Raw genomic sequence first — 12652 nt, 5'->3', positions numbered from 1 at the left:
GGATCCGGTCTGGTCGATGGACTAGGCTGCCCGGACGTGACCGACGACGCCGCTGCCGCCCCGATCTGCCTGGCCCGACCCCTCCCGGGCCCGGACGACCCCCTCGCCGGTGGCTGCGCCGCGGCGCGCGCCGTCGACGGGCGGCCGCTGCACGCCGCCGCGCTGAAGTTCTTCTGGGGGCCGATGGACTGTGGCAAGTCCACGATGGCCCTGCAGATGAACTACAACCACGCCCGGCAGGGCCGGCGCGGCCTGGTCACCACCCGCATCGACCGGTCGCTCGGCCCGCAGGTCACCACCCGGATCGGCCTGGCCCACTCCGCCATCGAGGTCACCGACTCGCTCGACCTGCGCGACCTGGTCCGCGGCGCCTGGGCCGAGGGGGTACGCGTCGACTACCTGATCTGCGACGAGGCGTCCTTCTACAACCTGGAGCACGTCGAGCAGATGGCCGAACTGGTCGACAACTACGACGTCGACGTGTACGCCTTCGGCCTGGCCACCGACTTCCGCTCCTGCCTGTTCCCGGCCGCGCAACGGCTGTTCGAGCTGGCCGACGAGGTGGCCCGGATCCAGGTCGAGGTGCTCTGCTGGTGCGGCCGGGAAGGCCTGCTCAACGCCCGGGTGGTCGAGGGGCGGGTGGTCCGCGAGGGCGAACAGGTCGTCATCGGCGACACCGTGGACAGCGCCGAGGTCCGCTACCAGGTGCTCTGCCGCCGCCACTACCGCAGCGGCGACCTCGGCCCCCGCGGCTGACGCGCGCCGGTCAGAAAGGATCGCCGCAGACCCGCCACTTTCCGTGCTCCTGCACCACCGGCAGCTTGCGCTCCTCGCTGTCGCCGCCGTCGCGGGTCACCCGCACGGTCACCGTCCCCCGCGGACGGCCACCCAGGGTGGCCACTGACACGTCGGTGATCTCCCAGCCGTTGACCTGCGGCGGGGTCCGCACCCAGCTGCCGAAGCCGACCTGGCTCCACCGGCTGCGGGTGTCGGAGCACAACCTGTCGTAGGCCCGGTCGGTGTCGCCGGCGGCGACCTCCCGGAAGAAGTCCTCGGCGGTCTGCCGCACCGGCCCCTTGGCCTGCAGCACCACCTGCACGTTCCAGACGGCCAGACCGGCCACTCCGACCAGACACAGGCCCAGCCCCCAGCCGCCCAGCACCAGACCGGTGTGCACCGGCCGGCGGGGCCGGGCCGGCCGGGTCCAGGGCTGCTCCTCGCCCATCACCCCCGACCGTAGAGAACCGCGGGCCGGCGCGCAGGAAACTCGCCCCTGTCCCGCGCGCCCCGGCAACTGGAACTGCTCTGCCGAAAGTCGGCGCGAGTACCTGCCAGAGGGTGTCAGGATCCTGTCGACAGACTGGCCGGCATGACAGTCAACGCCGACCTCGCCATGGTCAACCTCGACAGTTCCGACCCGGTCGCCCACGCCGGGTTCTACCACCGCGCCCTGGGTTGGGAGATCACCCACAGCCAGGCCGAGTACGCCATGATCAGCAAGGACGGCGTCTCGATCGGCTTCGGGCTGGTGCCGGGCTACGCGCCGCCGACCTGGCCGGACGAGACCGCCGGCAAGCGCTACCACCTCGACCTGTACGTGGACGACCTGGCCCTGGCCGAGAAGGAGTTCGTGGCGGCCGGCGCGTCGAAGCCGGACTTCCAGCCTGGCGGCGAGCGGTGGGTGGTGCTGATCGACCCGATCGGCCAGCCATTCTGCATCTGTCCCCGCCCGCGGGGCTGAGCCCCGGTGGCCGGTTCGCCGGGTGAGTGGCGCTCACCCGGCGAACCGCGTCATGGCAGTGGGCTGTCCGGGCCGTCAGCCGCGGCGGCGGGCCCGGGCCGCCCAGATGACGTACGCCGGGTCGCGGTCCAGGTTGTGCCGGTCCCGGTCGTAGCGGCGGGTGGTGCGGGGATCGGCGTGCCCCATGGCGTCCTGCACGTCCTCCAGCGGCACCCCCTCGGCGCGGGCGGTGGTGGCGAAGGCGTGCCGCAGCGAGTGCGGCGACAGCTTCGCCCACGCCGGGATCCCGGCCGCCCGGGCGAGCCGGCGCACCAGCCGGAACACCGAGTGCCGGTCCAGGCGGGCGCCGGTGGCGGTGACCAGCAGCGGACCGGTCAGCTCCGGCACGGTCACCCGCTGTGCGGCGGCCCGCCCCGCCAGGTAGGCGTCCACCGCGTACGCGGTGCCCGGGGTCAACGCCCGCCGGCGCACCTTGCCGCCCTTGCCGACGAAGCGCACGCTGCGGTGCCCCCGCTCCGCGCCGAGGTCGTCGAGGTTGAGTGAGACCAGCTCGCCCACCCGCAGGCCCAGGTCGGCCAGGAGGGCGATGGCGGCGCGGTTGCGCGCGGCGGTCGGGCCGGCTTCCGCCTCGGCGGCCGCGAGCAGGGCGTCGACCTCCTCGGGGGTGAGGCCGATGGTGGCGGAGTGGTCCCGGTCGATCCGAGGCCGGTCGGCACCGGAGACCGGGTTGGCGTCGACCGCGCGCAGTTTGACCAGGAAGTCGTACCAGCTGGACAGGGCGGAGAGCCGGCGCGCGACGGTGGCCGGGGTGAGCGGCCGTCCGCTGCGGACGCCGAGAGTGGACTCCAACGCCCGGCCGTAGGCGTTGACGTCGAGGAAGTTCGCCCGCAGCGGGTCCAGCCCCCGCCCGGCGCACCAGCTCAGCCAGCCCGCGATGTCCCGCCGGTACGCGTCGCGGGTGTGCTCGGACAGCCGCCGGTTGCGCAGCCACGCCTCGGTGAAGTTGGCCGGCCCGCCAGGCAGGGCGGGTCGGGCCGACGTGCGGGGCAGCACCGGGACGTCGGAACGCAGCATGTGAGAAAGGTTCTCAGCCCCGGCCGCGAATCGCGACGAGGCGCGCCCGACGGGTATCCGACAGCACTCCGGTCAGGCCGCCTCCGCCGTCAACCGACCGGAATGCGGAACTGACGTTCCTGACAGCAACGTGCGGAAACGGAGGGATTTAGGTATCCCACCCGTGGTGCGATTGGATTGCGGCTTTCGCTCACGACGCTGTCTTGGATTCGGAACCACGGGGCCGAAAGAAGAAAGGACATCATGACCAGGAGTGACGGCACCCCCGCAACGTCGGACGCCGGATACGCGGCTGCGCTCGACACGGCCGAGACTCTGCTGGGCTTCCGGCTGGAACGTTTCCTCGGCCCGGCACCGGGCGAACCGGTCAACGGGGACGACTTCAAGCGCATCGCGACCATGCACGCGTTCGGCGACGCCTGGCCGCGCACGGAGCACCTCGACACCCGGACGCGGGCGCTCGTGTCCGTGACGATCGCGGCCACGCTCGGCGTTCTTGAGCCCCTGCGTGGCCAGGTCCGCATCGCCCTCAACAGCGGAGCCAGGAAAGAGGAGATCGTCGAGGTCTTCATCCAGATCGCGGCCTATGCCGGCGTGGCTCGCGCGTTCGACGGCTACCAGGTCGCAACTGAAGTCTTCGCCGAGCGCCCGGCGCAAGACTAGGCTTGTCGCCCGGTGCAGGCGAGGACGCCGGCAATCTCCTCGGCGATCGTGCCCTCCGCGCCGAAGCGGCCTCCCGCCGGATGCGACCGCGTGTCATGGCCGAATCTGTCAGCCGGTGGACGGCGGCGGCGAGTGAGTCTCCTTCCCGGTGTCGGCGCCGGTCGGGCGCGGCGTTACCGTCGGCGGGTGCGCGCCAGCCGGCTGGTCTCCTTGCTGCTGCTCCTGCAGACCCGGAGGCGGATGACCGCCCAGGAACTCGCCGACGCCCTGGAGGTGTCGGTCCGCACCGTCTACCGGGACGTCGAGTCACTCGGCGCCGCCGGGGTGCCGGTGTACGCCGACCGCGGCCCGGCCGGCGGATACCGGCTGCTGGAGGGCTATCGGACCCGGCTGACCGGGATGACCGCCTCGGAGGCGGAGGCGCTTTTCCTGGCCGGCATGCCCGGCCCTGCCGCCGAGCTCGGGCTCGGCCCGGTGCTGGCCGCGGCGGAGCTGAAGCTGCTCGCCGCGCTCCCCGACGAGTTGGCCGACCGGGGTGGCCGGATGCGGCAGCGGTTCCACCTGGACGCCCCGGGGTGGTTCCGGGACCCGGAGCCGACCCCGCACCTGGCCGCGCTGGCCCGGGCGGTCTGGGAGGACCGGATGGTCGAGCTGCGCTACCGGCGCTGGAAGACGCCGCGCGAGGTGACCCGCCTGCTCGCCCCGCTGGCCGTGGTGCTCAAGGCCGGCCGGTGGTACCTGGTGGCCCGCTCCGGCGACCAGCTGCGCACGTACCGGGTCGCGGAGGTGCTCGATCTGGTGGTGCGGGACGAGCGGTTCGACCGGCCGGGCGACTTCGATCTGGCCGCGTACTGGCGGGAGTGGACCGACCGCTACGAGCGGGGCGTCTACCGCGACGAGGCCCGGGTGCGGATGACCGTGGCGGCGCTGGAGTTCATGACGTACGTCTTCCCGCCGGCGATGAGCCGGGCGGCCCGGGCCGCGGCCGGTGAGCCCGACGAGCACGGCTGGGTGCACACCAGGGTGCCGATCGAATCGGTCAAGCAGGGGCACGTCGAGCTGCTCAAGCTCGGCGCCGAGGTGGAAGTGCTCGCCCCGGCGGAGCTGCGGGACCGGTTCACCGCAACCGCGCACGCGCTGGCCGGACTGTATCCCGCGCCGGTCGACCGGCCGCCCGCGTGAGCGCTGGCCGAGTTCCAGAGTGACGACCTGGTGTCACCTAGCCCGGGCGAACCGGGCGCCGGTGGTAGGCGCGAACCATCTCCTCCATGTACTCCGACACCAGAGTGGCCGCCTCGGGGGTGTCGGGGCGGGCGGGGATCGTCGTCCAGGTGGCAGTCATTGTCACCGTCCGATCCTCACCGGGCCGTCAACGGCATTTCCGGCCGTCAGGGCTGCGCCGGACGCCAGTAGACGCCGTGTTCGCGGGCCAGCAGCGCATCGTCGACCAGGTAGCGCCGCAGCGACACGTGATCCGCCTCGCCGCCCTCGCACCAGGCGCGCAGCGCCGCGTCGACCGCGCGCTCCGGATACCGTACGCCCGGCTCGAACGACCGCTCGGCGATGTGTTCGAGCAGCACCCGTCGGCGTCCACGCTGGGCGGGCAGCCGGACCAGGACCCCGTCGCGGAGAAACGTCCGCAGGATCGCCGCCGGCGGGCTCTCCGCGGGTAGTGGCGACGGCGGACCGCCCGCCCGGGCCAGGTCCCGCAGCCGTTCCCCGTCGACCCGCAAGCCCGCCCCGTCGTCGGCCAGGATCTCCGCGTCGACCAGTCGACGGACGGCGGTGGCAACGTCGCGGGCGGACAGTCCGGTACGCGCGGCGACGCCGGCGGCATCACGGTCGCCGAGCACGATCGCGGCGAAGACCAGGCGGCGCCGGTCGTCGGCGAGCGCGCCCGCGAGAGTCTGTGCGGTCATGGCGGCAGCCTGCCAGCCCGGCTGCGGTCCCGGCGAGGTTTTTCCGGGCTGACGCTCGGCCGGTGCGCCGTGCAGCCGGGCTGCCGCTCAGCCGGTGGGCCGCTCGGCGACCAGGACGATGCGGCGCAGCAGGTCGGACAGCAGCCGCCGCTCGTCCGGGTCGAGCGCGCCGAGCAGGCGGCGCTCCTCGTCGCCCACGACGTCCATCGCGCGCAGCCAGGCGGCCCGGCCGGCGTCGGTCAGCTCCACGTCGACCCGGCGCCGGTCCGCGCTGGACGGAATCCGATGGACGAAGCCCCGCCGCAGCAGCGCGTCCACCCGGGCGGTGATCGAGGCGGGGGCCATGCCGAGGTCGGCGGCCAGTGCCGACGGTGCGGCGCGACCGCGTCGACCGGCCAGGGCGTGCAGGGTCCCGAACTCGTGTGCCTGCAGGTCGAGGTCCGCCAGCGCCCGCTCCTTGACGGCACGCAGCTGCCGGGTGAGGAACGACATCCGGGTCACCGGGCCCTCGACGTCCGGGTCCAGGTCGGGCAGGACGGGCAGCCAGCGTTCGACGTGGCGGTCGATGCGGTCGCGGTCGCTCACCCGACCACCGTACGTCAACTTCGAAATATTCGTTGTCAAAAGGTTCGACATCAAAGTAGTTTGTCGGCGTGACGCATCCGCTCCGGCTCCGCTCGTTCCGCCTGCTCTTCCTCGGCCGTACCGTCTCCGCCGTCGGCGACGCGGTGGTGCCCACCGCGCTGGCCCTGGCCGTTCTCCGCGCCACCGGCTCCACCGCCGCGCTGGCCATCGTGCTCGGCTGCGCGATGGTCCCCCGGCTGCTCCTACTGCCCCTCGGCGGCGTGGTCGCCGACCGCTTCGACGCCCGGCGGGTCGCGATCGGCACCGACCTGGTGCGCTGCGCCGCGCAACTGGTCGTCGGTGCCGAACTGCTCGGCGGCGCACCCGCGCTCACCCACATCGCGGCGGCCTCGGCCGTCGGCGGCGTCGCCTCGGCCTTCGCCATGCCCACCGCCTCGCCGCTGGTCGCCGGCACCGTCGAGGCCGCCGGGCGGCAGCGCGCCAACGCCCTGATGGGCGTCACCGCCAACGCCAGCCGGCTGGCCGGCCCGGCCCTGGCCGGCCTGCTGATCTGGACCGCCGGCCCCGGCTGGGCGTTCGTCCTCGACGCGCTTTCGTTCGCCCTCAGCGCCCTGCTGCTGTCGGTCATCCGGGTGCGGCACGTACCGGTGCCGCGCCGGTCCATCCGCACCGACCTGGTGCTCGGCTGGCGGGAGGTCCGCTCCCGCGACTGGTTCTGGAGCAGCCTGCTCGCGCACGGCGTGTGGAACGGCGCAGCCGCCGTGCTGCTGACCCTCGGCCCGGTGGTCGCGGTGGACCGGCTCGGCGGCGAGGGGGTCTGGGTGCTGCTGCAACAGGGCGGCGCCGTCGGCATGCTCGCCGGGTCCCTGCTGGCCGCCCGGGTCCGGCCCCGCCGGCCGGTGCTGGTGGCCAACCTCGGGCTGGCCACGTACGCGGCGCCGCTGCTCCTGCTCGCCGTCGCCGCGCCCGCCCCGGCCGTCATCACCGCCTACTGCATCGCGCTGACCGCGCTGGGCTTCCTCAACCCGGTCTGGGAGACCCTGGTGCAGGGCCAGTTCCCGCCGCAGGTACTGGCCCGGGTGACCTCGTACGACTGGCTGGTATCGCTGGGCGCGATGCCGATCGGGTACGCCCTCGCCCCGCTCGCCTCCCGGGCCTGGGGACCACCCGTCCCCCTGGCCGTGGCCGCCGCGCTGGTCGCCCTGGCCTGCGCCGGCACCGCCGCCGTTCCCGCCGTACGCCGGCTGGGCTGGCCGGTCAGCGCCCCGCCCGCACCCGCGGAGACGGTACCGGCGGGGCGCTGACCGCGTGGTCACAGCGCGTGCCCGGTGGTGGCGTCCACGTGGTCGGGAACGGCCTCGTGCCGGTCCCCGACGCTGGACGTGCCCGACGGCTCGAACATCAGGATCGACGCGCCCTGCGGGGCGGACGGCCGGTGCTCGACCCCGCGCGGCACCACGAAAACCGCGCCGCGCGGCAGCACCACCTCGCGAACGGTTGCGTCGGCGCCGTCACGCAACGCGATGTTCAGCTCCCCGTCGAGCACCAGGAAGAACTCGTCGGTGTGGTCGTGGGCGTGCCAGACGTGCTCCCCGGCCACCTTGGCGATCCGCACGTCGTAGTCGTTGACCCGGGTCACGATCCGCGGGCTCCACAGCTGGTCGAAGCCCGCCAGCGCGGTCGCCAGGTCCGTCGGCTCATCTCTCATCGGCCCATCCTCACTCTCGTCGGCAACCGGTCACAGCCGACGGTGCATGACGTGCAGGCCCACCCGGCCGAGCGTGGGATGCGCGAAGGCCTCCGGCACCGTACCGATCACCGCGAAGCCGAGCCGCCGGTACAGCTCCACCGCCCCCTCGTTGCTCTCCACCACCGCGTTGAACTGCATCGCCGCGTAGCCCTGCCGGCTGGCCCAGTCCAGCGCGTACTCCGCCAGGGCCCGGCCCACGCCACGGCCCCGGGCGTGGGCGGCCACCATGAAGCTGGCTGTGGCGACATGCGAGCCCGGCCCCGGCCGGTTGGTGCCCATCTTCGCGGTGCCGAGGACCTTCCCGTCCTCCTCGGCCACCACCGTGTGGCCGGGTGCCCGCTCCACCCAGACGTCGTGAGCCACTTCCGAGGTCCAGGCCGGGTCGTACGGGAAGGTCTCCTGAGCGGTGATGACGTCCTCGACGATCGGCCAGACCTGGTCCCAGTCGGCCTCGGTGAATTCACGGATCCGCATTCGCGGCACGATAGCCGGACGCTTGATCGCCGGCGACCCGCTTTCCGGCGGTGGCGCGGCGCGGGTGCTGCCGGACGCGCTGCGTGCCGCGAACCGCGCCTACCTGGAGGACCCGATGCGCAACGCCGAGCGGATCGACAAGCTGGCCAGCTACCGGGAGGTCAGGCCAGGGTGAACGCGTTCAGAAGCCGGTGATCCAGATCTCTTCGGACAGCGCGGTGGGCCGGCCGGGGCGCGTTTCATACTTGTCGCCATGCTCTGGGGTGTCAGCGGTCCGCTCTTCCTGGTCGACTACGTGACGGCGGTCGCCGGGGCGCTGGCCGTCGCCCTGTCGATCAGGTCGCTGACCGGCTGGCGTACCCGGGGCGCGCCCCTGACGACGGTGGAGCTGGCCTACCTCCGCGACCGGGCGCTCCTGGCCTGCCAGGTGGGCCTGGCCGCGCTCCGCCGCGCCGGAGCGGTGCACGTGGGCGAGCTGTCGACGCTGTCGGTGGACGCCCCACCCCCGGCCCGGTCGACCCCGCTGGTGCGAGCCCTGCACGCCGCACTGAGGCAGCCGCAGACCTGGGCCGCCCTGCTCGCCGACCCCGGGGTGGCCCGGGCGCTGCGGCGGCTGGTCGGCGGGCTCGTCCGCGACGGCTGGTTGCTGACCCCGGCCCAGCGACGACGCATCGCGCTCGGCACCCTGCCGCTGTTCGGCGTGGCCGTCGTCGGACTGACCCGGCTCCTGGAGAGCGCCGTCGAGGGGCGCGAAGCCGGTGGTCCCGCCTCCGTGGTCGGCCTCCTGCTCGCCTGTGTGGCGACCCTGCTGACCGGCTGGTGGCTGTGCGAGGTGCCCGAGACCGGGGCGGCCGCCCGCCGCCTGCTGCGCCGGCTCCGACGGGAACACGCCGAGCTGGCGCCGGAACACCGACCGGCATGGAGCGAGCACGGCACGGACGAGCTGCTCACCGCGATGGCGTTGTTCGGGCCGCGCCCGTTGCTGGCCGTCGAGCCCGCGTTCGCTCAACTCGTCGGCGTCGACCCCGAGCGCACCCGGCCGGCCGCCTCCGCCAAGCGCCCCTGACCGTCCGTCACCGCCGACGCCGGCCTTCGTTCGCCTGCCCGCGGCGCGACTTCCTACAGTCGGCAGGTGCCGTTTCTTGCCACCCCCGCCGTGCCGCCCGGCACGATGGCGGCGCTGACGCAGCCCGAGATCCACGCGGAGGGCCTGCTGCTGCGGCCCTGGCAGCCGTCGGACCGCCCGGCCGTCGTGGCGGCGTACGCCGATCCCGCCATCCAACGCTGGCACTGCCGATCGATGACCGACGACGAGGCCCACGACTGGATAGCCGCCTGGCCGGACCGGTGGCGCGGGGAGACCGGCGCCGGGTGGGCCGTGCTCGACGCGCGGAACGTCGTCGGACAGATCAGCCTGCGTCGGGTCGCGCTCGCCGAGGGCCTGGCCGAGGTGTCGTACTGGGTGCTGCCGGACGCACGCGGTCGTCGCGTCGCCACGCGCGCGCTCACCGCGCTGGCTGCCTGGTGCTTCGACACGCTCAAGCTGCACCGCGCCGAGCTGTGCCACTCCACCGCGAACGTCGCCTCCTGCCGGGTGGCGGGGTACGCCGGCTTCGCCGCGGAGGGCACCAAACGACGCGAGGGCCGCCACGCCGACGGCTGGCACGACATGCACCTGCACGCACGCCTCGCCGGCGACCTGTGACCGGGGCGGGCACCCGTCCGGTTGTCAACCGCGGGGCAGCTCGCGGGAACGTTGCCGCACGCCCGCGCCGCCGTACGGGTAGTCGGCCACCAGTGGGGCGCTCGCCTCGTCCAGCAGCCGGGTCTGCTCGGCGTCCAGGCTCAAATTGGCGGCGGTGAGGTTGTCGTCGAGCTGCTCGGTGGTCCGGGCGCCGAGGATCACCGAGGTGACCGCCGGCCGGTCCGCCAGCCAGGCCAGCGCCACCGCGGACATGGACACGCCCCGCTGCTCGGCCACCTGACGTACCGCGTCGAGCACCCGCCAGGTGCGCTCCTGCGCGTTGCGCCCGGCGTACGCCTCGACGCCCCGCTCCGGGTCCTCGCCGAGCCGGGTGGCCCCGGTCGGTGGGGTGTCCCGCCGGTACTTGCCGGTCAACCAGCCCCCACCCAGCGGCGACCAGGGCAGGATGCCGATGCCCTCGTTCTCGCAGACCGGCACGATCTCGAACTCGATCTCACGGACCAGCAGGTTGTACTGCGGCTGCAGGGTCACGATCGGGGTGAGGTTGAGGTGCTGGCTCAACAGGGCGGCCTTCTGCAGCTGCCAGCCGGTGAAGTTGCTCACGCCGGCGTAGCGGATCTTGCCGGCGCGGACCGCGTCGTCGAAGAAGCGCAGCGTCTCCGGCAGCGGCGTCAGCGGATCCCAGGCGTGCGCCTGGTAGAGGTCGACCGCCTCGACGCCGAGCCGCCGCAGGCTGGCGTCGAGGGCGCGGGTGAGGTGCACCCGGGACAGCCCGGCGTCGTTGGCCCCGGGCCCCATCGGGAACCGCCCCTTGGTGGCGATCACCACCCGGTCCCGCATGCCGGGCCGGTCGCGCAGCCAGCGTCCGACGATCTCCTCCGACCCGCCGGCGGAGTAGACGTCGGCGGTGTCGATGAAGGTGCCACCGGCCTCGACGAACCGGTCGAGCTGGGCGAAGCTGCCCGCCTCGTCGGTCTCCGCGCCAAAGGTCATCGTGCCCAGACAGAGGTTCGACACCACCGTTCCGGTGGCGCCGAGGGTGCGGTAGCGCATGGCTTCCTTCCGATCGTCGACGAGACGCCGCCGATCCTGCCACCGCTGGTGGCGGGCGGCAGCGCGGGGTCGGCAAGGCCACGAGCGGCCGACCGGCACTCGCGGCTCTGCTCGAGATGGGGCAGAGTGGCCGGTACGGCTCGGCGAGGAGGGCGATGACCGTGGAGGGACCGACCGGGGTGGTGTTTCCCGAGTCCGGCGGAGGGCGCAGCACGACGTCGCTCGGCCGCGCGGTCGTCGCCGACGCGCTGCGCGCCGTCGACCCCGTCGGTGCGCGCTCGGCGGAGCACGAGACGAACTGGCGGCACGGCTACCTCGGACACTTCCGACGACTGGTCGAGGCGGGCCTGCTCTCCCGGGATGCCGCGGTGACCATCGCCCGCGACGGGCTCGCCTCGCTGCATTCGCGCATGCGGGTAGTCCCGGACGGCGGCCCCGAAACCGCGCTGGACCAGGTCTTCTCGCTCCCCACCGATCACCAGCCGCTGAGCACGGCCACGGTGGCCGGCACCGGCGAGGTGGAGCGGGAACTGTCGCTGCCGTACCGGGGTCAGCGGCTGCGCGGCGACGACCTGCACCGCAGGCTCGACGACTGGGCCGCCCGCGGCATCATCGAGCCGTCGTGCGCCGAGGCGGTACGCGCCGTCATGGCGAACCCGGACTGGCTCGACCTGCGCGATCAGCGCATCGTCGTGCTCGGCGCGGGCGCCGAGATGGGCCCGCTGCCGTCCGTGCTGCGCTGGGGCGGCGACGTGGTGGCGGTCGACCTGCCGCGCCCGGAGATCTGGCGGCGCCTGCTGCGTACCGCGCGCCGGTACGGCGGGCGGCTGCACCTGCCGGTGCCGCCCGGCACGGCGGACGACGACGCGGCGCTGACCGCCCACGCCGGCGCGGACCTGCTGCACCGCCTCCCACAGGCCGCCGAGTGGCTGCTCGGCGTGGACGGCCGGCTCGTGCTGGGCAACTACGTCTACGCCGACGGGGCGACCAACGTGCGGGTCGCCATGGCGGTCGACGCGCTCACCCGTCACCTGCAGGAACGTCGCGACGACGCGGCGCTCGCGTTCCTGGCCACCCCCACCGACGTGTTCGCCGTCCCGGCCGAGGCGGTACGCCACGCCGAGCGGGGCTACGCGGCCCGCGGCCTCGCCCGGCGGTCGCTGCGGGTGCTGTCCGGCGGCCGGCTGCTGCACCGCAACTATCCCCCGGGCGCCGACCCCGGCATCAATGACAGCCTGGTGCCGCAGCAGGGTCCGAACTACGCGCTCGCCAAGCGACTGCAGCGGTGGCGGGCGACGGTGGCCCGGGACGCGGGGGCGACGGTCTCGTTCAAGGTGGCGCCACCGACGCGTACCCGCTCGGTGCTGCGCAACCGGGCGCTCGCCGCCGCGTACGCCGGCGCGCACCGGTTCGGCATCGAGGTGTTCGAGCCCGCCACCAGCAACACCCTGATGGCCGCGCTCCTGGTGCACGATCTGCGCACCGGCGGCGGTCCGGCGCTGGCGCATCCCTGGCAGGACGAGGCGTCCGGGGCGGCGCACGGCGGACTGTGGCGGGTGCCGTACGCGCCCCGCAGCGCCCTGGGGCTCGCCGTCCTGCTGGGCCTCGGCGGCGCGCGGGCCTGAGCCGCCTCCCGGCTCGAGCAACCGGTCGGGATGACCGGAAATACCCGCTTTCGGCGGTGGAGT

The 12652-nt window shown here is 73.9% G+C and carries 17 protein-coding genes; 9 read left to right on the top strand and 8 right to left on the bottom strand.

Annotated features, from left to right (window positions below; translation table 11 throughout):
• Positions 1-36 precede the first annotated feature (36 nt).
• The gene (locus GA0070624_RS21395) at positions 37-756 is read left to right on the top strand and encodes a thymidine kinase (protein WP_091343803.1); all 720 of its coding nucleotides are present in this window, start codon (positions 37-39) and stop codon (positions 754-756) included.
• Positions 757-766: 10 nt separating this feature from the next.
• Here the strand turns inward: GA0070624_RS21395 and GA0070624_RS21390 are convergent, their stop codons facing one another.
• Positions 767-1225, bottom strand: a complete 459-nt coding sequence (locus tag GA0070624_RS21390; RefSeq protein WP_091343801.1) for an Rv0361 family membrane protein — start codon at positions 1223-1225, stop codon at positions 767-769.
• Positions 1226-1369: 144 nt separating this feature from the next.
• Between GA0070624_RS21390 and GA0070624_RS21385 the strand changes: the two genes are divergently transcribed.
• Complete coding sequence (locus GA0070624_RS21385) at positions 1370-1741, top strand: VOC family protein (protein ID WP_091343799.1); 372 nt, start codon at positions 1370-1372, stop codon at positions 1739-1741.
• Positions 1742-1816: 75 nt separating this feature from the next.
• Here GA0070624_RS21385 and GA0070624_RS21380 read toward each other — a convergent pair whose 3' ends face one another.
• Positions 1817-2815, bottom strand: coding sequence for a tyrosine-type recombinase/integrase (locus GA0070624_RS21380; protein ID WP_091343796.1), 999 nt, complete (start codon positions 2813-2815; stop codon positions 1817-1819).
• Positions 2816-3058: 243 nt separating this feature from the next.
• Here GA0070624_RS21380 and GA0070624_RS21375 point away from each other — a divergent pair, with 243 nt between their 5' ends.
• Together GA0070624_RS21375 and GA0070624_RS21370 are read left to right on the top strand one after the other, a co-directional pair.
• The gene (locus GA0070624_RS21375; RefSeq protein WP_091343794.1) at positions 3059-3478 is read left to right on the top strand and encodes a carboxymuconolactone decarboxylase family protein; all 420 of its coding nucleotides are present in this window, start codon (positions 3059-3061) and stop codon (positions 3476-3478) included.
• Between the two features lie 186 nt (positions 3479-3664).
• The gene (locus tag GA0070624_RS21370; RefSeq protein ID WP_091343791.1) at positions 3665-4660 is read left to right on the top strand and encodes a helix-turn-helix transcriptional regulator; all 996 of its coding nucleotides are present in this window, start codon (positions 3665-3667) and stop codon (positions 4658-4660) included.
• A 37-nt stretch (positions 4661-4697) separates the two neighbouring features.
• Here GA0070624_RS21370 and GA0070624_RS36460 read toward each other — a convergent pair whose 3' ends face one another.
• The 3 genes from GA0070624_RS36460 to GA0070624_RS21360 all read right to left on the bottom strand — a co-directional run bounded on the left by GA0070624_RS36460 (position 4698) and on the right by GA0070624_RS21360 (position 5982).
• The gene (locus tag GA0070624_RS36460; protein ID WP_281180994.1) at positions 4698-4826 is read right to left on the bottom strand and encodes a hypothetical protein; all 129 of its coding nucleotides are present in this window, start codon (positions 4824-4826) and stop codon (positions 4698-4700) included.
• Positions 4827-4866: 40 nt separating this feature from the next.
• Positions 4867-5397 carry a DUF2087 domain-containing protein gene (locus GA0070624_RS21365; protein ID WP_091343789.1) on the bottom strand — a complete coding sequence of 177 codons (531 nt, stop codon included), beginning with the start codon at positions 5395-5397 and terminating at the stop codon, positions 4867-4869.
• 87 nt (positions 5398-5484) lie between these two features.
• Positions 5485-5982 (bottom strand): MarR family winged helix-turn-helix transcriptional regulator, encoded by a 498-nt coding sequence (locus GA0070624_RS21360; RefSeq protein ID WP_091343787.1) that lies wholly within the window; start codon positions 5980-5982, stop codon positions 5485-5487.
• 68 nt (positions 5983-6050) lie between these two features.
• On the opposite strand from GA0070624_RS21360, the gene GA0070624_RS21355 reads away from it, so the two are divergent.
• Positions 6051-7286, top strand: a complete 1236-nt coding sequence (locus tag GA0070624_RS21355; protein ID WP_091343785.1) for an MFS transporter — start codon at positions 6051-6053, stop codon at positions 7284-7286.
• 8 nt (positions 7287-7294) lie between these two features.
• Here GA0070624_RS21355 and GA0070624_RS21350 read toward each other — a convergent pair whose 3' ends face one another.
• Together GA0070624_RS21350 and GA0070624_RS21345 are read right to left on the bottom strand one after the other, a co-directional pair.
• The gene (locus tag GA0070624_RS21350) at positions 7295-7690 is read right to left on the bottom strand and encodes a cupin domain-containing protein (RefSeq protein WP_091343783.1); all 396 of its coding nucleotides are present in this window, start codon (positions 7688-7690) and stop codon (positions 7295-7297) included.
• A gap of 30 nt (positions 7691-7720) precedes the next feature.
• On the bottom strand, positions 7721-8206 hold the full coding sequence (locus tag GA0070624_RS21345) for a GNAT family N-acetyltransferase (RefSeq protein WP_091343782.1): 486 nt from the start codon (positions 8204-8206) through the stop codon (positions 7721-7723).
• 22 nt (positions 8207-8228) lie between these two features.
• Here GA0070624_RS21345 and GA0070624_RS35315 point away from each other — a divergent pair, with 22 nt between their 5' ends.
• From GA0070624_RS35315 to GA0070624_RS21330, 3 genes are all read left to right on the top strand, one after another.
• Positions 8229-8381, top strand: coding sequence for a hypothetical protein (locus GA0070624_RS35315; protein WP_218105442.1), 153 nt, complete (start codon positions 8229-8231; stop codon positions 8379-8381).
• A 78-nt stretch (positions 8382-8459) separates the two neighbouring features.
• Positions 8460-9272: a TIGR04222 domain-containing membrane protein gene (locus tag GA0070624_RS21335; protein ID WP_091343781.1), complete on the top strand. Its 813-nt coding sequence runs from the start codon at positions 8460-8462 to the stop codon at positions 9270-9272.
• A gap of 66 nt (positions 9273-9338) precedes the next feature.
• Complete coding sequence (locus GA0070624_RS21330; protein WP_245718919.1) at positions 9339-9911, top strand: GNAT family N-acetyltransferase; 573 nt, start codon at positions 9339-9341, stop codon at positions 9909-9911.
• Positions 9912-9935: 24 nt separating this feature from the next.
• Here the strand turns inward: GA0070624_RS21330 and GA0070624_RS21325 are convergent, their stop codons facing one another.
• Positions 9936-10964: an aldo/keto reductase gene (locus tag GA0070624_RS21325; RefSeq protein WP_091343779.1), complete on the bottom strand. Its 1029-nt coding sequence runs from the start codon at positions 10962-10964 to the stop codon at positions 9936-9938.
• 155 nt (positions 10965-11119) lie between these two features.
• Between GA0070624_RS21325 and GA0070624_RS21320 the strand changes: the two genes are divergently transcribed.
• Entirely contained in the window at positions 11120-12589 is a 1470-nt protein-coding gene (locus tag GA0070624_RS21320; RefSeq protein ID WP_091343777.1) for a hypothetical protein, read from the top strand.
• Positions 12590-12652 lie beyond the last annotated feature (63 nt).

This window comes from Micromonospora rhizosphaerae, from assembly GCF_900091465.1.
Lineage (GTDB): Bacteria > Actinomycetota > Actinomycetes > Mycobacteriales > Micromonosporaceae > Micromonospora > Micromonospora rhizosphaerae.
This window is presented reverse-complemented; position numbering and strand designations above follow the sequence as displayed.

Excerpts from the sequence above, each read along its gene's own strand:
- GA0070624_RS21365 (WP_091343789.1), bottom strand. The coding sequence starts at position 5,397 with ATGACCGCACAGACTCTCGCGGGCGCGCTCGCCGACGACCGGCGCCGC.
- GA0070624_RS21390 (WP_091343801.1), bottom strand. The coding sequence starts at position 1,225 with ATGGGCGAGGAGCAGCCCTGGACCCGGCCGGCCCGGCCCCGCCGGCCG.
- GA0070624_RS21385 (WP_091343799.1), top strand. The coding sequence starts at position 1,370 with ATGACAGTCAACGCCGACCTCGCCATGGTCAACCTCGACAGTTCCGAC.
- GA0070624_RS21345 (WP_091343782.1), bottom strand. The coding sequence starts at position 8,206 with ATGCGGATCCGTGAATTCACCGAGGCCGACTGGGACCAGGTCTGGCCG.
- GA0070624_RS21380 (WP_091343796.1), bottom strand. The coding sequence starts at position 2,815 with ATGCTGCGTTCCGACGTCCCGGTGCTGCCCCGCACGTCGGCCCGACCC.
- GA0070624_RS21335 (WP_091343781.1), top strand. The coding sequence starts at position 8,460 with ATGCTCTGGGGTGTCAGCGGTCCGCTCTTCCTGGTCGACTACGTGACG.
- GA0070624_RS21320 (WP_091343777.1), top strand. The coding sequence starts at position 11,120 with ATGACCGTGGAGGGACCGACCGGGGTGGTGTTTCCCGAGTCCGGCGGA.
- GA0070624_RS21350 (WP_091343783.1), bottom strand. The coding sequence starts at position 7,690 with ATGAGAGATGAGCCGACGGACCTGGCGACCGCGCTGGCGGGCTTCGAC.
- GA0070624_RS21325 (WP_091343779.1), bottom strand. The coding sequence starts at position 10,964 with ATGCGCTACCGCACCCTCGGCGCCACCGGAACGGTGGTGTCGAACCTC.
- GA0070624_RS21375 (WP_091343794.1), top strand. The coding sequence starts at position 3,059 with ATGACCAGGAGTGACGGCACCCCCGCAACGTCGGACGCCGGATACGCG.